The organism is Sphingobium sp. D43FB (genome assembly GCF_002312805.1).
In the GTDB taxonomy this organism is placed as follows: domain Bacteria; phylum Pseudomonadota; class Alphaproteobacteria; order Sphingomonadales; family Sphingomonadaceae; genus Sphingobium.
In genome coordinates this window covers 13,010-33,626 of the sequence record NZ_NMUA01000014.1, presented here as the reverse complement: position 1 = coordinate 33,626, position 20,617 = coordinate 13,010, and the positions used below count along the sequence as shown (strand labels likewise).

22 protein-coding genes and 1 pseudogene are annotated in these 20,617 nt (G+C 64.9%); 6 read left to right on the top strand and 17 right to left on the bottom strand.

What is annotated here, in order from left to right:
* Nucleotides 1-83 precede the first annotated feature (83 nt).
* The gene (gene ruvC / locus SxD43FB_RS13300; RefSeq protein ID WP_037473417.1) at nucleotides 84-575 is read left to right on the top strand and encodes a crossover junction endodeoxyribonuclease RuvC; all 492 of its coding nucleotides are present in this window, start codon (nucleotides 84-86) and stop codon (nucleotides 573-575) included.
* A gap of 30 nt (nucleotides 576-605) precedes the next feature.
* On the opposite strand, the gene SxD43FB_RS13295 is transcribed toward ruvC, so the two are convergent.
* From SxD43FB_RS13295 to SxD43FB_RS13265, 7 genes are all read right to left on the bottom strand, one after another.
* Nucleotides 606-884: a DUF2218 domain-containing protein gene (locus tag SxD43FB_RS13295; RefSeq protein ID WP_096062594.1), complete on the bottom strand. Its 279-nt coding sequence runs from the start codon at nucleotides 882-884 to the stop codon at nucleotides 606-608.
* Nucleotide 885: 1 nt separating this feature from the next.
* Complete coding sequence (locus SxD43FB_RS13290) at nucleotides 886-1,503, bottom strand: PadR family transcriptional regulator (protein ID WP_096062593.1); 618 nt, start codon at nucleotides 1,501-1,503, stop codon at nucleotides 886-888.
* Nucleotides 1,504-1,603: 100 nt separating this feature from the next.
* Nucleotides 1,604-2,281, bottom strand: a complete 678-nt coding sequence (locus tag SxD43FB_RS13285) for a class I SAM-dependent methyltransferase (RefSeq protein ID WP_141249511.1) — start codon at nucleotides 2,279-2,281, stop codon at nucleotides 1,604-1,606.
* A gap of 137 nt (nucleotides 2,282-2,418) precedes the next feature.
* Entirely contained in the window at nucleotides 2,419-2,973 is a 555-nt protein-coding gene (gene grpE / locus SxD43FB_RS13280) for a nucleotide exchange factor GrpE (protein WP_096062591.1), read from the bottom strand.
* Nucleotides 2,970-4,016: a heat-inducible transcriptional repressor HrcA gene (gene hrcA / locus SxD43FB_RS13275; protein ID WP_096062590.1), complete on the bottom strand. Its 1,047-nt coding sequence runs from the start codon at nucleotides 4,014-4,016 to the stop codon at nucleotides 2,970-2,972. The genes grpE and hrcA overlap by 4 nt, the downstream gene beginning before the upstream one ends.
* A gap of 31 nt (nucleotides 4,017-4,047) precedes the next feature.
* Nucleotides 4,048-4,242 (bottom strand): hypothetical protein, encoded by a 195-nt coding sequence (locus SxD43FB_RS13270; protein WP_096062589.1) that lies wholly within the window; start codon nucleotides 4,240-4,242, stop codon nucleotides 4,048-4,050.
* Between the two features lie 6 nt (nucleotides 4,243-4,248).
* Nucleotides 4,249-4,755, bottom strand: a complete 507-nt coding sequence (locus SxD43FB_RS13265) for a DUF6438 domain-containing protein (protein ID WP_217988796.1) — start codon at nucleotides 4,753-4,755, stop codon at nucleotides 4,249-4,251.
* Nucleotides 4,756-4,847: 92 nt separating this feature from the next.
* Between SxD43FB_RS13265 and rph the strand changes: the two genes are divergently transcribed.
* Both rph and rdgB read left to right on the top strand, forming a co-directional pair.
* Nucleotides 4,848-5,564 (top strand): ribonuclease PH, encoded by a 717-nt coding sequence (gene rph, locus SxD43FB_RS13260; protein ID WP_037472629.1) that lies wholly within the window; start codon nucleotides 4,848-4,850, stop codon nucleotides 5,562-5,564.
* Nucleotides 5,565-5,718: 154 nt separating this feature from the next.
* Entirely contained in the window at nucleotides 5,719-6,348 is a 630-nt protein-coding gene (gene rdgB / locus SxD43FB_RS13255) for an RdgB/HAM1 family non-canonical purine NTP pyrophosphatase (RefSeq protein ID WP_096062588.1), read from the top strand.
* A 12-nt stretch (nucleotides 6,349-6,360) separates the two neighbouring features.
* Here the strand turns inward: rdgB and SxD43FB_RS13250 are convergent, their stop codons facing one another.
* Complete coding sequence (locus SxD43FB_RS13250; protein ID WP_217988795.1) at nucleotides 6,361-7,122, bottom strand: hypothetical protein; 762 nt, start codon at nucleotides 7,120-7,122, stop codon at nucleotides 6,361-6,363.
* A 122-nt stretch (nucleotides 7,123-7,244) separates the two neighbouring features.
* Between SxD43FB_RS13250 and hemW the strand changes: the two genes are divergently transcribed.
* Complete coding sequence (gene hemW / locus SxD43FB_RS13245; RefSeq protein WP_096062586.1) at nucleotides 7,245-8,405, top strand: radical SAM family heme chaperone HemW; 1,161 nt, start codon at nucleotides 7,245-7,247, stop codon at nucleotides 8,403-8,405.
* Between the two features lie 94 nt (nucleotides 8,406-8,499).
* Here hemW and SxD43FB_RS13240 read toward each other — a convergent pair whose 3' ends face one another.
* The 3 genes from SxD43FB_RS13240 to guaB form a co-directional block, all read right to left on the bottom strand.
* On the bottom strand, nucleotides 8,500-9,018 hold the full coding sequence (locus SxD43FB_RS13240) for a tetratricopeptide repeat protein (RefSeq protein WP_096062649.1): 519 nt from the start codon (nucleotides 9,016-9,018) through the stop codon (nucleotides 8,500-8,502).
* A gap of 89 nt (nucleotides 9,019-9,107) precedes the next feature.
* Nucleotides 9,108-10,286, bottom strand: coding sequence for an RsmB/NOP family class I SAM-dependent RNA methyltransferase (locus tag SxD43FB_RS13235; protein WP_096062585.1), 1,179 nt, complete (start codon nucleotides 10,284-10,286; stop codon nucleotides 9,108-9,110).
* 123 nt (nucleotides 10,287-10,409) lie between these two features.
* On the bottom strand, nucleotides 10,410-11,867 hold the full coding sequence (gene guaB, locus SxD43FB_RS13230; RefSeq protein WP_096062584.1) for an IMP dehydrogenase: 1,458 nt from the start codon (nucleotides 11,865-11,867) through the stop codon (nucleotides 10,410-10,412).
* A gap of 523 nt (nucleotides 11,868-12,390) precedes the next feature.
* Here guaB and SxD43FB_RS13225 point away from each other — a divergent pair.
* Nucleotides 12,391-12,480: pseudogene (locus SxD43FB_RS13225) on the top strand (biopolymer transporter ExbD); the annotation flags it as partial.
* A 273-nt stretch (nucleotides 12,481-12,753) separates the two neighbouring features.
* Here SxD43FB_RS13225 and SxD43FB_RS13220 read toward each other — a convergent pair.
* The 6 genes from SxD43FB_RS13220 to ptsP form a co-directional block, all read right to left on the bottom strand.
* The gene (locus SxD43FB_RS13220; protein ID WP_096062583.1) at nucleotides 12,754-13,095 is read right to left on the bottom strand and encodes a hypothetical protein; all 342 of its coding nucleotides are present in this window, start codon (nucleotides 13,093-13,095) and stop codon (nucleotides 12,754-12,756) included.
* 74 nt (nucleotides 13,096-13,169) lie between these two features.
* Nucleotides 13,170-15,116, bottom strand: coding sequence for an ATP-dependent zinc metalloprotease FtsH (ftsH, locus tag SxD43FB_RS13215; protein ID WP_096062582.1), 1,947 nt, complete (start codon nucleotides 15,114-15,116; stop codon nucleotides 13,170-13,172).
* 99 nt (nucleotides 15,117-15,215) lie between these two features.
* The gene (tilS, locus tag SxD43FB_RS13210) at nucleotides 15,216-16,145 is read right to left on the bottom strand and encodes a tRNA lysidine(34) synthetase TilS (protein ID WP_343228847.1); all 930 of its coding nucleotides are present in this window, start codon (nucleotides 16,143-16,145) and stop codon (nucleotides 15,216-15,218) included.
* Complete coding sequence (locus SxD43FB_RS13205) at nucleotides 16,142-17,068, bottom strand: hypothetical protein (protein WP_096062581.1); 927 nt, start codon at nucleotides 17,066-17,068, stop codon at nucleotides 16,142-16,144. Before SxD43FB_RS13205 ends, tilS begins: the two co-directional genes overlap by 4 nt.
* A gap of 72 nt (nucleotides 17,069-17,140) precedes the next feature.
* Nucleotides 17,141-18,103 carry a helix-turn-helix domain-containing protein gene (locus SxD43FB_RS13200; protein ID WP_096062580.1) on the bottom strand — a complete coding sequence of 321 codons (963 nt, stop codon included), beginning with the start codon at nucleotides 18,101-18,103 and terminating at the stop codon, nucleotides 17,141-17,143.
* 89 nt (nucleotides 18,104-18,192) lie between these two features.
* Nucleotides 18,193-20,466 (bottom strand): phosphoenolpyruvate--protein phosphotransferase, encoded by a 2,274-nt coding sequence (ptsP, locus tag SxD43FB_RS13195; RefSeq protein WP_096062579.1) that lies wholly within the window; start codon nucleotides 20,464-20,466, stop codon nucleotides 18,193-18,195.
* Here ptsP and SxD43FB_RS25255 point away from each other — a divergent pair.
* The gene (locus SxD43FB_RS25255) at nucleotides 20,465-20,614 is read left to right on the top strand and encodes a hypothetical protein (RefSeq protein WP_176482772.1); all 150 of its coding nucleotides are present in this window, start codon (nucleotides 20,465-20,467) and stop codon (nucleotides 20,612-20,614) included. The genes ptsP and SxD43FB_RS25255 overlap by 2 nt on opposite strands.
* The last annotated feature ends 3 nt before the right edge of the window (nucleotides 20,615-20,617 follow it).

Here is a 20,617-nt window from a genome sequence, read left to right as displayed (position 1 = left end):
GCGCAGCCTTGGCGGCTTTGCCGCATAGGCGAAGCTGGGAGAGGGGGTGCCGCCGCCCGCAATCATGGCACAGGTCTCCTGCCATGATTCTTCTCGGCCTCGACCCCGGATTGGGCACGACCGGCTGGGGCTTGATCGCCGCTGACGGCAACCGGCTCACCCATCTCGCCAATGGCCAGATCAAGACCGACAGCGCGATGCCCTTGGCGACGCGTCTGCTGGCGATCGACCTTGCCCTAACCGACCTGATCCTCGAACATCGGCCCGATGGCGCGGCGGTCGAGGAGGTGTTCGTCAACGTTAATCCGCAGTCCACGCTCAAACTGGGGCAGGCGCGCGGCGTCATCCTGCTCGGCGCGGCGCGATCGGGCATGGAAGTGGGCGAATATGCTGCGCGGCTCGTCAAGAAATCGGTCGTCGGCGTCGGCAATGCCTCGAAGGATCAGGTCCATGCGATGGTGTCGCGGCTGCTGCCCGGCGTGAAGATCGCCGGACCCGATGCGGCCGACGCGCTCGCCGTCGCGATCACCCACGCCCATCACCTCGCCAGCGCGCGGCGTATCCCGACCAAGTGACAGGGGCGGCCAGAACCGCCCCCTTCCGTATTACTGCCAGTTAAACGTCAGCGGCGCTTCGCGAAAGGCGAAGCGGTCGAGATGGTCGGCGACCACCTGCTTGAAGCGCTCGACATCGGCATCGGCCTTGGGTTCGATCGTTACCACCAGCGCCTCCGGCTCGGCCTGCATACGGATCGGTCCCATCGGGAAGGGGATGACGCCCTGCTCCGCGTCGAACGTCACGTCGAACTTGTGGCTCCAATGTTTGCAGAGCTGTTGCAGGTAGCGGCTGGCATTGGGGGTCGGAACTTTTGCTGTCAGGGTCATATCAAAGCCTTTCGATCTTGGTGGCGGCTTCGTCGATCAGGGACGCGACATCGAACATGGTCTGCTTGTCCGCCCCTTCCTTTTCAAGCCGTTGGTGGATGGCCATGCGCAGATTATGCAGCGCCCTGCGGACCGGCGCGCCATCGGTGCGTTCGGCCTTTTGCGCCAGCGATGCGATCCGCTCCATGACCAGCGTCAGGGCGTCGCCATTGTCGGCCAGATAAGCGGTGCCTTCGTCGGTAATGGCGAACAGCTTGCGGCTGCCCTGCCCCGGCTGTTCGGCGATCAGGTCCATGTCGGCCAGCAGCGTCAGCGTGGGATAGACGACGCCGGGGCTGGGCGCATAGACCTCGCCCGACAGGCTCTGGATCTCGCGGATCAGGTCATAGCCGTGGCGCGGCGTATCGGCGATCAGCTTGAGCAGGATCAGCTTGAGCGCGTCATTGTCGAACAGGCGACGCCGTCCGCCGCCCCGCCCGCCGCCACCGGGCGCGCCATCGCCAAAGGGACCGCCGCGGCCCCGGCCGAAGCCGCGCCCTTCTGCGCCATCCGGGCTGAGAAAACGGCCATGGCCGTGATGCGGGCGACCATGGCCGCGCTGTGTGGGGTGGAAGTGCATTATGTGTCTTTCGGTCTGTTTCATGATGCACTGAGATATATCTTAAAAATCGCCATCGTCAAGAGTTGCGATATATCTTATTTGCATCTCATAACTTTTGTCAGGGCGTCAGGACGTAAAAGCGCCGCGCGCCATAGACGGACCGGAAGATCGGATCGATCACCGTCATCGCGCTATAGCCCGTCCGCTCGAACAGCCTGATCATCGAATCTTCGCTGTGCCAGAAGGAGGTGGGGTTACCGATCGACGCCATCGGATTATCGCCTTCGGGGAAATCCACCCCCTGATAACCGTCCCGCTCGATCAGGCGATGCCAGTCCTGCGGCGTATCCGCCACCATCTCCGGCACATGGACCTGAGTTTCGACGATCACCGGCGCGCCATAGCAACAGCGCCGGAGCAGGCTTTCCTGATCGCCCAGTTCCAGATGATAGAGCAGGCCCAGCATCGCCACCACGCCATGCCCGCGCGGATCATAGTCGCGCATATCGGCCTGCACGAAGCGGATCGATCCTAGATCGTCGGGCAGGCGCTCGGTCCGGCCATCGACCGCCGTGACCGCATAGCCCAATTTCGTCGCCCAGGCGCTGAACTTGCAATGGCCTGCGCCCAGATCGACCAGGGTTCGCTCTTCCGGCGCGACGACATGTTTGAGGATATGGACGAAGGTGGCGATCCGGTGGATGGCGATCTCGTCGCTCGGCACGGGAATGGTCAGCCGATCGACCCGGATCGCCCTGCCATCGGTCGCCGCCGCACCCTGCCCGTCCCCGCTCATGCCATGCTCCTCCCGCATGTCGCCGTCCCGACCGATGCTGCCAGTCCAGCGCCCGAACGGGAAGAGGCGTCATAGAAAAAGCCCGTCCGACGCGGGTCGAACGGGCTTTTTCAGGCCTTAGTCTCAGAAAGCTGTGATTAGTCCGGCGCCTTCGCCACGCTGACGAGCGCCGGGCGCAGCAGCCGGTCCTTGATCATATAGCCCGCCTGCATTTCGATCAGGATCGTGCCGGGCGCGGCATCGGCGGACGGGGTTTCCATCATCGCCTGATGCTTGTTGGGGTCGAGCGGCTGGCCCACCGACTCGATCTTGCTGATGCCGTTGCGGCCGAACACCGCTTCCAGCTCGCGGCCAGTGGCTTCCAGGCCCGCGACCAGCCCCTTGAACTTCTCATCCTCGCGCAATTCGGCGGGGATCGCCGCCAGCGCGCGGGAAAGATTGTCAGCAACCGACAAGATATCGCGGGCGAAAGCGGTCGACGCATAGGCGCGCGTATCCGCCAATTCCTTTTCCAGCCGCCGCCGCACATTTTGCGTATCGGCATGGGCGTAGAGAATATCCTGCTTGGCGGTGGCGAGTTCCGCTTCCAGCGCGGCGATGCGCTCCCCCTGGTCATCGGCCACGGGTGCATCCTCCTCCGGCAATTGATCCACGACTTCGGTATTTTCGACGTTCAAATTGTCTTCGCTCATCTCATCAATCTCGACAGCGTTTGTGCAGTGAAATCCACCATGGGGATCACGCGGGCATAGTTCAAGCGCGTGGGGCCGATCACGCCGACCACGCCGACCACCCGGCCGTCCGCGCCACGATAGGGCGCGGCTATGACCGAAGAACCCGACAGGGAAAAGAGCTTGTTTTCCGATCCGATGAAGATTTTGGTCGCGCTGCCCGCCAGCGCGCTCTCCAGCAGGCGCGAAATTTCCTGCTTTCCCTCCAGCTGTTCCAGCAATTGCCGCACCCGTTCGAGGTCAGCGGCGGTGCCATCGTCGATCAGATGCGCCTGCCCCCGCACGATCAGCACGGGCCGGTCATCGGCATCATGCGACCAGATGGCGATGCCGCGCGACACCAACTCGCGTGCCGCGCCGTCCAGCGCGCTGCGTTCGCTCTCCAACTCGCGCGCCAGCATGTCGCCCGCCTGCCGCAACGTCATGCCGGCAAAGCGCGCCGACATGAAATTCGCCGCTTCGTTGAGCATCGACGGGGTGACGGCGGGCGGCAGGTCGAGCACGCGATTTTCCACCGACCCGTCCTGCCCCACCAGCACGGCCAGCGCCTGCCGATCGTTCAAGGGCACGAAACCGAACTGGCGCAGCACCGGCTCGCGCCGGGGCACCATGACGATGCCCGCGCAGGCCGACAGGCCCGACAGCGCCGCCGTCGCCGCCGACAAGGCTTCCTCGATCGGCCCGCTTTCGGCGAGACCCGCCTCGATCGCGCGCCGTTCCTCGGCCGATGGTTCGGCCGCCTGCATCATGCCATCGACGAACAGCCGCAGGCCCGTTTCGGTCGGCATCCGCCCAGCCGAGGCATGGGGCGCGGCGAGCAGGCCCAATTCCTCCAGATCCTGCATCACATTGCGGATCGACGCGGGCGACAGGTTGAGCGTCGCCAGCTTGCTGATGGTGCGCGACCCAACCGGCAGGCCAGTGCCGAGATAGCCCTCCACCACCAGGCGAAAAACGTCGCGCGCGCGGTCGTTCAGTTCGGATATGGGCGTCGTCAGCGTCATTGCGCGAATGTAGGATGGATTGTGGGCAGGCTCAACATTTGCGCCGTGCCAACAGGATCAGCACGATCCCAAACGCAGCGAGCAACGCGCCACGCCACATCCATGGCCTCTGATCGAGCATGAAGCTGGATTGCGGCCAGTCGATAAGACCGGCCCCCTGCCCGACCCAGAGCAGCCCCATCACCACGAGAAGGACACCCACAATCTGTAAAAGAACGCGCATCATCCATTCCTACCGGGCGGGTTTGGGTTTGATCATACGTTCGACGTCCAGCATTTTGGGGATCGCCGCGATCGTGGTGCGCAATTTGCCATAGCGGGCATCCATGCACCCCGCCTGGAACTCCAGCCGGGTCGGCTTGCCGTCCTTGCGACTCCATTCGATCTTGTAGCCGGGCATATCGGTCGCAAAGCGCGTGCAATTTTCGCCATGGGCGATCCGCTTGTCCGTCCCCGTCTGCGGCCGGTAGGGCGCAAGCGACGCGCGCAACCGCCGATATTGCGCCGGGCTGACGGTGAAGCGGGTCGGCCCCGGTACGGCGGTGAACTTCTCCGGCTCCAATATGCCCGACCCATCCGGCGTCACGCGCAGGCTATAAGACGGACAGGCACCAAAACAGCGCCCGGCGGTGAAGCGGATCGTCTCGCCCGCCGCCTTGGGCGTCTCCAGTTCGTTATCCGCGGCAGCACAGCCCACCAGCAGCAGCGCACTCGCCGCCATCATCATTCGCATCGTCATAGCCTCTCATACCCACTTATTGTCGTCATGACACTGGCAACACACGCCGCTGGGCGCTAAGCGCCGTCACCATATCGTTTTGGAGAAATATTATGCGTCCTTCCGGCCGCGCGCCCGACCAGATGCGCGACATCACCATGGAGCCAGGCTTCACCATCCATGCCGAGGGTAGCTGCCTGATCAGCTTCGGCGATACCCGCGTGCTCTGCACCGCGTCGGTCGAAGAGAAGGTGCCGCCCTTCCTGCGCGGCAAGGGGTCGGGCTGGGTCACCGCCGAATATGGCATGCTGCCCCGCGCCACGCACACGCGCGGCAGCCGCGAAGCCGCCAAGGGCAAGCAGTCGGGCCGCACTCAGGAAATTCAGCGCCTCATCGGCCGTTCGCTGCGGACCGTCGTGGACATGAAGAAGCTTGGCGAACGCCAGATCGTAATTGATTGCGACGTGATCCAGGCTGATGGCGGCACCCGCACGGCGGCGATCTCCGGTAGCTGGGTCGCGCTGCGCATCGCCGTAGACAAGCTGATGGCGTCGGGCGCGCTCAAGGAAGACCCGATCATCCAGAAGGTCGCGGCGATCAGCTGCGGCATCTACAACGGCACCCCCGTCCTCGACCTCGATTATGCCGAGGACAGCAATGCCGAAACCGACGCCAACCTCATCCTGACGGGCGACGGAAAATTCGCCGAAGTGCAGGCGACCGCCGAGGGTGCCGCCTATGACGAGGAAGAACTGCTCCGCCTCCTGCGCCTCGCGCGCATCGGCTGCGCGAAAATCTTCGCCGCGCAGGATGTCGCCACGGGGCGGTAAGTCCCGCACACGCATCTCTTCGTCATGCCAGCGACCCGAAGGGCGGCCGAAGGCCAACGCTGGCATCTCCCTTTTCTTTTGACGCCGATGCAGCGAAAAAGAAGGGAGATCCCAGCTTTCGCTGGGATGACGGACAATGTTTTAGGGTAACATCATGACCGACCAATTCGGACAGGAACAGGCGATCCGCAAGCTCGCCCCCGGCAAGCTGGTGATCGCCAGCCATAATGCGGGCAAGGTGCGCGAAATCGCCGCTTTGCTTGGCCCCTTTGGGATCGAACCGATCTCGGCCGCGTCGCTCGACCTGCCCGAACCGGAGGAAACCGGCACCACCTTCATCGCCAATGCCGAACTCAAGGCGATGCAGGCCGCCGACCTTTCCGGCCTGCCCGCGCTTGCCGACGATAGCGGCCTGTGCGTCGAGGCTCTGGGCGGCGACCCCGGCCTCTTCTCTGCACGCTGGGCGGGCGAGTCCAAGGACTTCGCGCTCGCCATGCAGAAGGTGTGGGACGGAATCGAAGCCAAGGGGCCGGATGCAGGCCATGACGCCCATTTCATCTGCGCCCTCGCCCTCGCCTGGCCCGACGGACATATCCAGGCATTCGAGGGTCGGGTCGACGGCACGCTCGTCTGGCCACCGCGTGGGGACAAGGGTTTTGGCTATGACGCGATGTTCGTGCCGCTCGGCCATGACATCAGCTTCGGCGAAATGGACCCCGACGCCAAACACGCCATGAGCCACCGCGCCGATGCCTTCAAGCAACTGGTCGCGGCGACATTCTGATCCGCGTCCGCGTTACGGCGCGGGTACGGCTTTCAGCGTCGCCTGACCGATGTGCCAGCGCAATTGGCTGGGCGATGCTCCCTCCACATCATTGACCCGCCGCACGACATAATCGCCTGCGAAACGCTGGACAGTGCCGTTCTGCAACTGTGAATCCACCGTAACCGGCACCGTCTGATAGATCGACCCAGCGCCCGCGTCACCCGGCTCCACCTTGCCGATCGTCACGCGCGTCGACCGGGTATTGGCAAAGCCCGCCTGAAAAGCCTGCAAGGTCTGGTTCGGCGGGCCATCATCCCCCCATTGCGCCCAGGCGGTGCCATAATCCCTGGCATTGATCGCGGCATAATAGCGCTGCACGACCGCGATCGCCGCCGCCATGCTCTTGGGCGCGGGGTCGCATCCCGGCATCGGGTCGCCCTTCCCGTCGAACAGGGCGCAACTGCGCGCAATCTCATCCTCGATCAGCGCGCAGCTATTGGCGGCATTGCACGGCGGATGCGTCGCGGGCGACACGTTGCGGCACAGCTTCACGCGCTCGGCGGCTGCCGTAGCTCCGATGTCCGCCGCGCAGGACAAGGGCTGCGGCGCGGCGGCCGCCGTGGCTATGTTGACAGGCGCAGGAGTTTGCGGCGCCTCTTCCGCACGCGCAACCATAGGCGCTGCGGCATCATTGCGGCTTTCTGTAACATCGGGTTGCTTGGGTGCCCCGCAGGCCGCCAAACCGATCAGCGCACACACGGATGCCCTCCATGCCAACTTGGGGTAGCGCATCCTGTCGTCTCCTTGAGCGGTACTGATCCCGTTCAATGCGCCGTCCCGCTAAAAATATCCCTGCGCATGTCGGCGCCCTGACTGTAGCCCCGCCCGCCAAAAGGCTCTACGACGCCATCCCAATGTCCTCCATTACTTCCGTCCCCGCCCCGCAAGCGCTCTATATCCATTGGCCCTTCTGCGTGTCGAAATGCCCCTATTGCGACTTTAACAGCCATGTGCGCGATGGCGTGGATATCGACGCCTGGCGCAGCGCGTTGCTCACCGACATGGCCTATGAGGCGTCGTTGACCGGCGGCCGTCCGCTCTCGTCGATCTTCTTCGGCGGCGGCACGCCGTCGCTGATGCCGCCCGCCTTGGTCGAAACGCTGATCGCCGCCGCGCAGGACCATTGGGGCTTCACCCCCGATATCGAGATCACGCTGGAGGCCAACCCCAATTCGGTAGAGGCCGCGCGCTTTGCCGATCTGGCCTCCGCCGGGATCAACCGCGTCTCGCTCGGCCTGCAGGCGCTGGAGGATGAGGCACTGCATTTCCTGGGCCGCGCGCATGACGTCGCCGAAGGGCTGGCCGCGCTCGCCACCGCGCAATCGGTGTTCGATCGGGTCAGTTTCGACCTCATCTACGCCCGCCCCGGCCAGAGCGAGGCCGATTGGCAGGCCGAAGTGGCCCGCGCGCTGGCGTTCGGCACCGGGCATCTGTCGCTTTATCAACTCACCATCGAGCCGGGCACCCGCTTCGCCACGCTCGTCGCGCAGGGCAAGCTGACCCCCGCCGATCCCGATCATGGCGCGACGCTCTATGAACTGACGCAGGCGATGACGGCAGCGGCGGGCACCCCCGCCTATGAGATCAGCAACCACGCCCGCGCCGGGCAGCAGAGCCGCCACAATCTCGTCTATTGGCGCTATGGCGATTATATCGGCATCGGCCCCGGCGCGCATGGTCGGCGCGGCGGCATGGCGACGCAACGTCACCGCAAGCCCGAAAACTGGATCGGCGCGGTCGCCCGCAACGGCCATGGCAGCCAGAGCGAAGATGCGCTGGCCAGCGAAGACCGCGCCCGCGAAGCGCTGCTCATGGGCCTGCGCCTACATGAAGGCGTCGACCTAGCCCGCATCGCCGAGCAATCGGGCGTTGCCCTATCGCGGCTGGTGGATGACCGCGCCATCGCCCAACTGACGGAGATCGACCTTCTCCGCCACCACGGCACTCACCTGCAAGTCACTCCTGCAGGCCTGCTCCTGCTCGACGCGATCCTGCCGCAAGTGGTGACGATTTAAGAACCGGGCCATGCCGCCCCCGTTCGTTTCGAGCGAAGTCGAGAAACCTGTGCGTGCCGTTTCTCGACTTCGCTCGAAACGAACGGGAGTCCCCTTACGGCTGCTCGGTCGGCGCAACCTTGGGCGCGGGCACCACATCCTTGCTCGTCATCGCAACGGCGGGCGGTCCCTTCTGGATCGCGGCGGCGAGCTTGTCGACCGGCGCGCACGCGGTCTTGCACAGCCCCTGCGCCTGCGTCAGCACTTCCTTGGCCCGCGCCACAGCGCCCTTTTCGACCATCGCCTCTCCCTGCCCCGCCAGCGCGACGACATCGGTAGGATCGAGCAGCAGCGCTTCGCGATACAGACGGATCGCCTTGCCCTGCAAACCCTGCGCCCGCGCGACGGCGGCGAGTTCGACATAGGCGGCGCGGTTGCGCGGGTCGATCGCCAGCGCGCTTTCCAACGCATCGGTCGCGCCCTGCAAATTGCCTGCCTGACGCGCGGCCTCGCCCGCTTTCTGCCATTCGACCGACGCCGGGCTGATCTGGCTGTCAGGCCGCTGGCTCAGGCCCATGCTCGACACGGTGGTCAGGACGAGCGCGAGGGCGATCGAGGCGGGGGTAAAACGCATGAGTATCTCCAGCCATGTTTCAGGCGCTGATTCAGGCACAGATTTTGGCCAAGTCTCGCGATTTTGCGGGCGCTTGTCCATGGGCTGTTTTACGCGGCCGTCCGCCGCAGCCGGGCGAAGAAAAAGCCGTCGGTGCCGTCATGCCCCGGCGTCAGCAACCAGCCCGCGCCATGCGCCCGTCCCAGCGGCAAGTCTATCGCTTCGGGCGTCCACCCGGCATGTCGGCGCAGGAAGGAATCCACCTGGGCTTTCCCCTCACGATCGGTCAATGCGCAGGTGGCATAGACCAGCGCCCCGCCCGGTGCCAGCAAGGGCGCGGCGAAATCGAGGATGCGGGCCTGTTCCGCGACCAGCCGATCGAGCCGCGCCGCCGTCAGCCGCCAGCGCGCTTCGGGATTGCGCCGCCAGGTGCCCGTGCCCGAACAGGGCGCATCGACCAGCACGACATCGGCCTGCCCGTTCAAGCTGGCAAGGCCGCGCGCCTCATGGCTCTGGTCCAGCAACAATGTCTCGATGAAGGTCGCCCCGGCCCGCTGGGCGCGTGGTCCCAGCCTTGCCAGCCGCGAGCGGATCGTGTCGGCGGCGATCAACGTCCCCTGCCCCGCCATCGCCGCAGCCAACGCCAACGTCTTGCCCCCGGCCCCGGCGCACATGTCCACCACGGTCATGCCGGGCTGCGCGCCGCACGCCAGCGCGATCGCCTGGCTGCCAGCATCCTGAACTTCAACCAGGCCGTCCTTCCAGGCCGCATCCTTTTCGACCGGATAGCCTTCGGGTAGGCGCAATGCATCGGGCAGCGCCGCGATCGGCGCGGCGTCAGGGAATAGGGGCGCGACCGCCTCCGGCGCAGCCTTCAACCGATTGACCCGCAGATCCACCGGCGCGCGGCCCAGCAACGCGTCCTGCTCGACCGGCGTAGCGATCAGCGGCACCAGCCAGCCCGGCACGCTGCCCGCCGCAGCACCGACCTCGCCTGGCTCGATCGGCAGTGGCGCGTGGGGCGATCCGTCGAACAAAGCGGCCAGCTCCGGCTGCTCAGCTGCCAGCCCGATCATCGCCTCGCGGCCCGTATCCGGCCGCTCGCCCGCGCGGCGGATCGCGTCATAGACATGATCGCGCACCGCCCGCCGATCCCGCGACCCGGCATAGCGCCGCTCCTTGAAATAGCGCGCGATCAACGTATCCGCCGCCGGCCCCCCATCGCGCGCGGACGCAATGATGGCGTCGAGCAAATCGATCGCAGCCTGGATACGAGCAGAGGGGGTCATGACGAAACTCTCCCCTCCCCTTTAGGGGAGGGGTCGGGGGTGGGGGCGTGCCACAAACGCTGCGCCGTGAGGCGATCCCCCACCCCAACCCCTCCCCTAAAGGGGAGGGGCTTTTCCATGTTATCAACGCGTCGGATAATTGGGCGCTTCCCGCGTGATCGTCACATCATGGACATGGCTTTCCGACAGCCCGGCATTGGTGATCTGCACGAAGCGCGCGCGTTCCTGCAAATCCTTGATCGTCGCGCTGCCGGTATAGCCCATCGCCGCCTTCACGCCGCCGACCAGCTGGTGGATCACATCCTTGGCCGGACCCTTGAACGGCACCTGGCCTTCAATCCCTTCGGGCACCAGCTTCATCTGGTCCTTGATATCCGCCTGGAAATAGCGATCGGCCGACCCGCGCGCCATCGCGCCGACGCTGCCCATGCCGCGATAGCTCTTATAAGCGCGGCCCTGATAGAGGAAGGTTTCGCCCGGCGCTTCGGCCGTCCCCGCCAGCAGCGATCCGACCATGACGCAACCCGCGCCCGCCGCCAGCGCCTTGGCGAGGTCGCCGCTGGTGCGCAGCCCGCCATCGGCGATCACCGGCACGCCCTGCTTGGCGGCTTCCTCGGCCGAATCCATGACGGCGGTCAATTGCGGCACGCCCACGCCCGCGACGACGCGCGTGGTGCAGATCGATCCCGGCCCGATGCCGACCTTCACGCAATCCGCGCCCGCGCCGATCAGCGCCTTGGTCGCTTCTGCGGTGGCGACATTGCCCGCGACCACCTGCACATTGTTGGACAGGCGCTTGACCGCTTCGACCGCCGCCGACACTTGGCGGCTATGGCCATGGGCCGTATCGATGACGATCAAGTCGCATTCCGCGTCGATCAGCGCGCGGCTGCGCTCCAGCCCCTTTTCACCCACCGTGGTCGCCGCCGCGACGCGCAGGCGGCCGGTGCCATCCTTGGTCGCCTGCGGATAGGTGACCGCCTTTTCGATATCCTTGACGGTGATCAGGCCGACACAATGATAGGCCTCGTCCACCACCAGCAATTTCTCGATCCGGCGTTGATGCAACAGCCGCTGCGCCTCTTCCTGCCCCACGCCGACCTTGACTGTCGCCAGATTATCCTTGGTCATCAATTCGCTGACCGGCTGCGCCGGGTTCTCGGCAAAGCGCGTGTCGCGGTGCGTCAATATGCCGACCAGCTTGCCGCTCGCCTCGACCACGGGAATGCCGCTGATCCGGTGCCGCTTCATCAGCATCTGCGCATCGGCCAGCGTGGCATTGGGCAGGATGGTAATGGGGTTGACGACCATGCCGCTCTCAAACCGCTTAACCGCGCGCACCGCATCCGCCTGTCCCTCGACCGACAGGTTGCGGTGCAGCACGCCGATGCCACCCAGCTGCGCCATGACGATCGCCATGTCGGCCTCGGTCACCGTATCCATCGCCGACGACAGGATCGGAATGTTCAGCTTGATCGCCTTGGTGACGAACGTGCTGGTGTCCGCCTGGCTTGGCAGCACATCGGATTCGCCGGGCTGCAACAGCACGTCGTCGAAGGTGAGGCCGAGGCGGATTTCCATGGAACAAGCCACTTTCTGCTGCGGGGTCTGCAGCAGACCCCAGGGGTTTTGTGGCGGCCCATGTAACCACTCCGCCCCGATACGGCCAGTCCCTTTGCGGGATTTATTGCGGGGAGCAGGGGTGGAGGATGGTGGGGCTTTGGGGATTGCGGGAAGGGTGGTTGTTGAGGGGAATGGCGGGTTTCGAGCAGTAAAGTGTATATAGCGTTCCCCGACACTTAACGTTGATTACTCCTATGGGTAACGTTAAAAGGGCATGATGAACCTCCGCAAAGCAACCATTTCTATAGTTCTTTGCGTAGCTACGCTTCTGCCAATGGCAGCGGTCCTGCGCGCCACTACCGGAGGCAGATCAAAAGATGTGCTTCAACTGGCCATCACTTTTGAGGCCTCCAACGTCTGCCGCGTAAACGTTGGTGATCAATCTTTCTTGATGCCTGAGCAGGACGACGCACTACTTGCAGCGCTGAAACCACTCGTTGAAAAAGGTCGTGTTCTTTCCATCGTTGGCGGTATGGAAATCCCTTACAGATGTATTGGGCATACGATTTACACTGCTCAGCGGGCTGGTTTTAAGAAAGTCGGATTCGTTGCAGAACCGCCCCAACCCTAACGGTCAGCAGAAAATAAATGCCCAGAATCAGGAAAATATAGCTTCACGCTAGACGGCAACAAATGCTCGTCCATTGCCATTCCTCCTTCGTCATGCCGGGCTTGACCCGGCATCCCGCTTTTCTTCGCGCAAAAAGCGGGATCCCGGATCAAGTCCGGGGTGACAATTAAGGCGACGTCGTCATCTGGTCATCTTTGTGCCAACTCCCTTGGTAGGGAAGGTGGCAGGGCGTACTCTTGACGGAGCGGTTCGAGGAAATCGAGCAAAACACCGCTACAAACCCGCAGCCCGCCGAGTCAGCTCCGCCAGCTCAGCAAACAACACTTCATCCACCGCCTTGAAGTTAAAGCAAGTCTTCCCCTGCCGCCGCTTCGCCAACGCAGGCGACACACTCTCCGACAACGCCGCATCGGTATAAAGCGGCATCACATGATAGGCGACATAGCTTTTCTTGATCGTCACCGTCCCGAACCAGCCCGGCTGCCCGGTCTTGGGATCGACGGTAGCAGTGCGCAGGATCAGATCGCCCGCTTCATCCTTGCTCACCACCTGCCCCGGCGCATTGTCCAGCATGACGGCGCGCAACCGCGCATGGATGTCATCGAACGCTTCCATGATGCCCCTCCCCCGATCGCCACGAAAAAGGGCACCACCTTGCGGCAGCGCCCTCCTTTTCAAACCTTCACCGCTTACGCCCCGGCAGGAGATGGATCGCCGAACGGTCCCTTGCGCTTGCGCGTCTTGGGGATGGACGATCCGGCCGCCGGGATGACCGAAGGCTTGATCGTCGTGCCGTCGTCGCGGGTGATCTCACCCTTGTCGAGCAGCGCCTTGATCTCGTCGCCGCTCAGCGTCTCATATTCCAGCAGCGCATTGGCCAGCAGGTGCAGTTGGTCCTCATGGCCGGTCAGCAATTCCTGCGCACGGGCATAGCCCTGCTCCACCAGACCACGGATTTCCGCGTCGATCAGCTTGGCGGTCTCGTCCGACATATGGACGCGGGCGCTCTGCGAATAGCCAAGGAACGTCTCGCCCTGCTGCTCTTCATATTGCAGCGGCCCCAGCTTGTCGGACATGCCCCATTGGGTGACCATGTCGCGCGCCAGTTTGGTGGCATATTGGATGTCGCCCGACGCGCCGCTAGACACCTTGTCATAGCCGAAGATGATTTCCTCGGCGACGCGGCCACCCATGGCGACGGCCATATTCGCGTGCATCTTGTCGCGATGATAGCTGTAGCTGTCGCGTTCGGGCAGGCGCATCACCATGCCCAGCGCACGGCCGCGCGGGATGATCGTTGCCTTGTGGATCGGGTCCGACGCCGGTTCATGCACGGCGATGATCGCATGGCCCGCCTCATGATAGGCGGTCATCTTCTTCTCATCATCGGTCATGACCATGGAGCGGCGCTCCGCCCCCATCATCACCTTGTCCTTGGCCGATTCGAACTCGGACATGGCGACCAGCCGCTTGCCCCGCCGCGCCGCCATCAGCGCCGCTTCGTTGACCAGGTTGGCAAGGTCCGCGCCGGAGAAGCCGGGCGTGCCCCGCGCGATGGTGCGCGGTTCGACGTCGGGCGCCAGCGGCACCTTCTTCATGTGGACGGCCAAAATCTTCTCGCGACCTTCGATATCGGGACGGGGCACCACGACCTGACGGTCGAAACGACCCGGCCGCAGCAGCGCAGGGTCCAGCACGTCGGGACGGTTGGTCGCCGCGACGATGATGATGCCTTCATTGGCCTCAAAACCGTCCATCTCGACCAGCAACTGGTTCAACGTCTGCTCGCGCTCGTCATTGCCATTGCCCAAGCCCGCGCCACGATGGCGACCGACCGCGTCGATTTCATCGATGAAGACGATGCACGGCGCATTTTTCTTGGCCTGTTCGAACATGTCGCGCACGCGGCTTGCGCCGACGCCGACGAACATTTCGACAAAGTCCGAGCCGGAGATGGTGAAGAAAGGTACGCCAGCCTCGCCCGCGATCGCGCGCGCCAGCAGCGTCTTGCCGGTGCCGGGCGAACCGACCAGCAACGCGCCCTTGGGGATTTTGCCGCCGAGACGTGCAAACTTGGTCGGGTCTTTGAGGAACTCGACGATTTCCTCCAGTTCCTCGCGCGCTTCATCGATGCCCGCGACGTCCTGAAAGGTGACCTTGCCATGCTTCTCGGTCAGCAGCTTGGCCTTGGACTTGCCAAAGCCCATCGCGCCGCCCGCGCCGCCGCCCTTCTGCATCTGGCGCAGCACGAAGAAAGCAATGCCCAGGATCAGCAGGAACGGCAAGGATTGATAGACGAGGATCATCCAGAAGCTCGGCTGCGCTTCGGCCTGGCCTGAATATTTGACACCATTTTGGTCGAGCAAGCCGGTCAGCGCCGGATCGGCTACCGGCAGCGTCGCAAAGCGATCGCCATTTGCCAGGGTTCCGGTGATCTTGTCCGGCGCGATGGCGACGTCCTTGACCTGGCCTTCCTGCACCTTGGCGCGGAATTCCGAATAGGCGATCTCGCTGCCACCGGCCCCAGTCGGCCGTTCGAACATCGACACGAACAGCAGCAGGGCGACGATCACCCCGGCCCATATCATGGCGCTCTTGATCCAGGGATTGGTCTGCGGGTCTTTCTCGTCGTTCATCTGCACTCTCTTTCACCCGCCAAGATAGGGCGCGTCCGCAAAAGCGCAAGCGCGCCCGACCCGGTCAAATGCGGATCAGATAGGTCGCCGTCCGATAGGCTAAAATGCGCGGCGGGGCGGGGCGGGATGCAAGGTCCAGACAGCCCCCCCGCTCAACAGCCAGTCGCCCAAACTCGCGCGCCCCCCCGCCTGCGCCGCGCCGATCGCCCGATCGATCGTATCGCCGCGCGGCACCGCAGCGGCTCCCGCCCGCTCCAGCATCAGCAACAATAACCGCCGCAGATATTCGCGCGGCAGGTCGGTGCGATCGAGCGTCCAGCCATCACCCTGCGCGCGCACATGCCGCGCCGCCAGGTCAGCGACGCTCCAATCGAGCGCTGCCTCCGCCTCTGCGAGCGCCGCCGCACTGCGCCCCGCAGCCTGCACGTCCAGCCAGTCCACCCCCGCCAAAGCCGACCGCAAAGCCGCCCGGTCGAACCGCGCATCGCTGTTGGACGGATCATCGACATGCGGCAGCGCCTCGGCCCGCGCAAAGGCCAGCAGTTCACCCTTACGCACGCCCAGCAGCGGCCGGATCACCCGCTCTGACCGCGCCCGCACGCCGGCCAGCCCGGCCACGCCCGATCCCCGGTTCAGCCGCATCAGCATCGTTTCCAACTGATCGTCGGCATGATGCGCGGTCATGATCCAGTCGATCCCCTGCGCCGCCCGCCACGTCTCGATCGCGGCATAGCGCTGCGCCCGTGCCCAGCCCTGGACATTGCCGCTGACCGGCGCATCGGGTTTTAGGATGGCGTGGGGAATAGCCTGCGTCGCGCACCAGCCCGCGACCATCGCCGCTTCTTCCGCCGAAGCCGCGCGCAGCCCATGGTCCATCGTCACCGCCGCGACCTGGCCTGCAAAGGCGCGCGCGGCCAGCGCCAATAACGCCATGCTGTCCGGCCCGCCCGACACGGCGACACCGAAACGCACCCCTTGCGTCTCTCCGACGATCGCCTGCGTCGCGGCGATCAGCCCAGCCTCGTTCAGCTGCACTTCGCCCTGGTGCGGCCCTGCGCCATCATGCCGCGCAGGCTCGACGACAGGCTTTCGCCATAGACCTGCTCCAATTCCGCATAGACTTTGCAGGCATCGGCCGGTTTTTTCAGCTGGATCAGTGCCTCACCCAGATAAGCCAGGCTGTCGGGCGCGCGATCGCCACGCGGGCGCTTCTGATAATTTTCATAGAAAGCGACCGAGGCGAGTGCGGGCTTACCATCGTCCAGATAGGCGCGGCCGAGCAGATTGGCGGCGCGGCTGGCGACCGAAGCGGTGCCATATTTGTCCACCGTCGCCTTCAACTGCCCCTGCGCTTCGGGATAGAATTTGGCGTCCCAAAGGCGGAAACCATAAGTATAGGCGTCCTGCGCCGCGTCGCCCGTATCGGGCCGCTCGATCGCCGCGACCGCCGTCTTGCGCTCTTCGCTCGCGGGCGCAGCAGCCGCCGGTTTGGGCGCAGCGGGCTTTGCCGCGACGGGTGCGGGATCAGCCGCCACCGGCGCAGACACGGTCGGCCGAACCGCGACTGGCGCTTCGGCCGGAGCCAAGCGCGCGTCGGTATCCGCCTTGTAGCGGTTGAACGCTTCTTCCAACTGCTTGAGCTTGAAGCTGTTTTCCTCGACCTGCCCCGTGATCGACGACAGCTGCGATTCCAGCGCGCCCACCCGCGCGGTCAGGTCGGAAATCGGCGAGGAAGACGGCGATCCCGGCGCTATCGTCGGCGTCGTCGGCCGGGTGATCTGCGCTTCGATCGGCGTTCCGGCGGGAAACACCTTGCGCTGCACCGCGCGCATTTCCTTTTCCAGCCGATCGACCCGGCCTTCCACCGTTTGCGCCGAGACCGGCGGCGCGAGCGCCAGCAGCAACAGCGCGCTCCACGCCATGGCAGATGTCGCGAATAGGACGTGACGCATGATGTTCCCCGACTAACTCTTACGCTTTAACCATAAGCCGTTATTCCGCGCGGTAAAGCGCGACGTGCATGGTTATTCGGGCGTTACCGCGCCGCTGCCCGATGGGGCCGCCGGAGCGGGCGCGGCGGCAGATGGCGTTGCCGCGCTCGTACCCGCATCCTCGGCCGCAGGCTGGGCAACCGGACGCGCCACGCGCCGTTGCGCCGTCGGCCGGGGTGCGGGCGCAGCCGCCGCAGGCGCAGCCGCTTCCGCCGTGCCCCGCGCCAGCAGCGCCTCGGCACTGATCGGCACATCGGCGATGGTGCGATCGGCCGCGCCCAGCGCTGCCACCGCCTTGCCGCCGACCGTCACGGCCAGCGCCTGCGGACGGCCGGTCAGGATCATCGGATTGCGCGCGGCGGCGGGCACGGCGAAGGTTTCGCCCTTGTTCATCAGCCCGTCCTTCAACCGCTCGCCCGCCTCGTCATAGATGCGCAACCACACATCATCGACCGCGGTCAGCACCACGGGTTGCGCCGCAGGGGCTACCGCAGCCCCTGCCGCCGGACGCGCCGCCGCAGGCCGGGCCTCGTCCTGCGCCAATATCTGTTCGCTCGAAGGCGGCGTCGCCATCTGCGCGCGCCAGATCACCCATCCCGCCACCAGCAGAACCACGATCGCCGCGGCCGTCCAGGCCAGCGTGCGCGACGGCACGCGCGCGGGATCGGCCGGTTCGAACATCTCGTAACGATTGGCGGTCATATCCGCGCCATGCACGCCCTGGCGCACCTGCGCGGCGATCGCCACTTCGTCCAGCCCTACGGCACGCGCATAGGCCCGCGCAAAACCGACCGCATAGGGAATGCCGGGCAAGGCGGCATAATCGTCGCGCTCGACCGCTTCGAGCTGACGCTGGGCGATCCGGGTGCGCGTCGCAATGTCGGACAAGGACAGCCCCATCGCTTCGCGCGCGACGCGCAGTTTCGCGCCGGGTGTATCGGGCTGCGTTTCCGGTACGCTACCTGCGCCCGGCTCCAATTCCATTTCGTCTGCCATGCTGCTCCGCGACCTTAGAGTGAGGCCTTGTCTCACTGTGGGACGGGCGTTGTCAACGGCGGCAAGCCCTTCTTGCCGCAGTTCGCCCCTTATCCCAGCTCGATATGCCGCTCAGCCGCCCATTGCGTCAGCCGCGCGCGAATGTTGCGTTCGCCACTATCGAGCAGCTCGCGCATCAACGCCTGCACCTCGCTCGCGTCGATCGCGCGGATCATCGCCTTGACCGGCCCGACCGACGCCGGGGTGATCGACAGCCGCCGGATGCCAAGGCCGATCAGCGCCATCGCCTCCAGCGTCCGCCCGCCCATTTCGCCGCACACGCCGACCGGCACGTCATGCGCCTGGCATGTCCGCGCCACCCGGTCGAGGAAGCGCAGGATCGCGATGCTCAGCCAGTCATAGCGTTCGGCGAGCTTGGGATGGGCGCGGTCGGCCGCGAACAGAAATTGCGTCAGGTCATTGGTGCCGATCGACAGGAAATCGACGCGCGGCAACAATATGTCCAGCACCTCGGCCAGCGCCGGGACTTCCAGCATCGCCCCATAGCGCACCGCGATCGGCAGCTTCTTCTTGCGCGCCAGCAGCCATTCGCGCTGATGCTCGACCAGCGCGCGCGCTTCCTCATATTCCCACGGTTCGGACACCATCGGGAACATGACGTACAATATCTTGCCCGCCGCCGCCTCCAGCAGCGCGCGCGCCTGCGCCTTCATCAATCCGTCGCGATCCAGCGCCAGCCGCAGCGCGCGCCAGCCCATCGCCGGATTATCCTCATGCTCGTCATCTTCGCGCTGCATATAGGGCAGCGCCTTGTCCCCGCCGATGTCGACGGTGCGGAAGATGACCGGCCGGTCGCCGGCCGCATCCAGCACATCCTTGTAGAGCCGCTGCTGCTTTTCACGCTGGGGCAAGGTAGCCGACACCAGGAACTGGAACTCGGTGCGAAAAAGCCCGATGCCGTCCGCCCCCACCATGTCGAGCGCCTGCGCATCCTCGCGCAGCCCGGCATTCACCATCAGCTCCACCCGCTGCCCATCGGCGGTGACCGATGGCAAATCGCGCATCGCGACGAACTCGGCGCGGCGCTTCTGCGTCACATGCAGCTTATTCTCGAACGCCTCGTCCATGTCGGCGGTCGGGCGGATCAGCAGGCTGTTGGCGTTGACGTCCATCAGGATGAGGTCGCCCTCATTCACCAGATGGCGGATGTCGCGCACCCGGCCCAGCACCGGCACGCCCATGGCGCGCGCGACAATGGTGACATGCGCGGTCAGCGATCCTTCCTCCAGGATCACGCCCTTCAACCGCCGCCGGTCATATTCCAGCAATTCGGCCGGCCCCAGGTTGCGCGCGATCAATATCGCGTCCTGCCGCAACCCCATCTGCGCCGCCGTGCCCAATTGCCCCGACACGATCCGCAACAGCCGGTTGGCCAGATCCTCCAGGTCATGCATCCGGTCGGACAATAACGGATCGTCAATCTGCCGCATCCGCATCCTTGTGCGCTGCTGCACCCGCTCGATCGCCGCCTCGGCGGTCAGGCCACTGTCGATCGCCTCGTTGATCCGCCGCGTCCAGCCTTCGTCATAGGCGAACATCTTGTAGGTTTCCAAAACCTCCTGATGCTCGCCCTCCATGCCGAATTCGGCCGCTCCGGTCATCCGGTCGATCTGCTCGCGCATCTTGGCAAAGGCGGAAATGACGCGCGCCCGCTCCGCCTCGGTATCCTCCGCCACGGTATGTTCGATATGCACGCGCGGCTGGTGGAACACGACATGCCCCCGCGCCATGCCCATCACCAGTTGCAACCCGTGCAGCAGGGTCGTGCCGGTATCGGTCACGCGCAATTCGGCCTGGCCATCATCGGCCAGTTCGGCATTGGCGATCAGCTCCGACATCACCATCGCGACGGTCTGGAGCGCCTCTATCTCCACCTCTTCATATTTGCGCGGATCGGCATGTTGCACGCACAGGACGCCGATGGCGCGCTCGCGCCGCACGATCGGCACACCGGCAAAGCTGTGGAACAATTCTTCCCCGGTTTCGGGGCGATAGGCGAAGTCGGGGTGCGACGCGGCTTCGTCCAGGTTCAACGTCTCGACATTGGTGGCGATCAGGCCGACCAGCCCCTCGCCCATCGCCATGCGGGTGACATGCACCGCCTCCTGCTTCAGCCCGCGCGTCGCGAACAGCTCCAGCACGCCCTCGCGCACCAGGTAGATGGAGCAGACTTCGCTCGACAGCGACTCGCCGATCACCTCCACCACCTTGTTCAATTTCGCCTGCGCGCTGGTGCGCGACGCCATCACCTCCTGCAGGCGGATCAGGATCTGGCGGGCGGCGGCGGCGGGGGTGCTGGGCATGGATATGCGCTACCAGATGCGCAGTCCGCTTTCCAAGGCGATTCATGCAATATTGATGACGGTTTCCGTTAACTATGGAACGGCGACCGGCATAAAATTGCAAAAATCGCCGGGCGGCATTGCGGAAATGACGCGCTGCTTCGTCTGATGC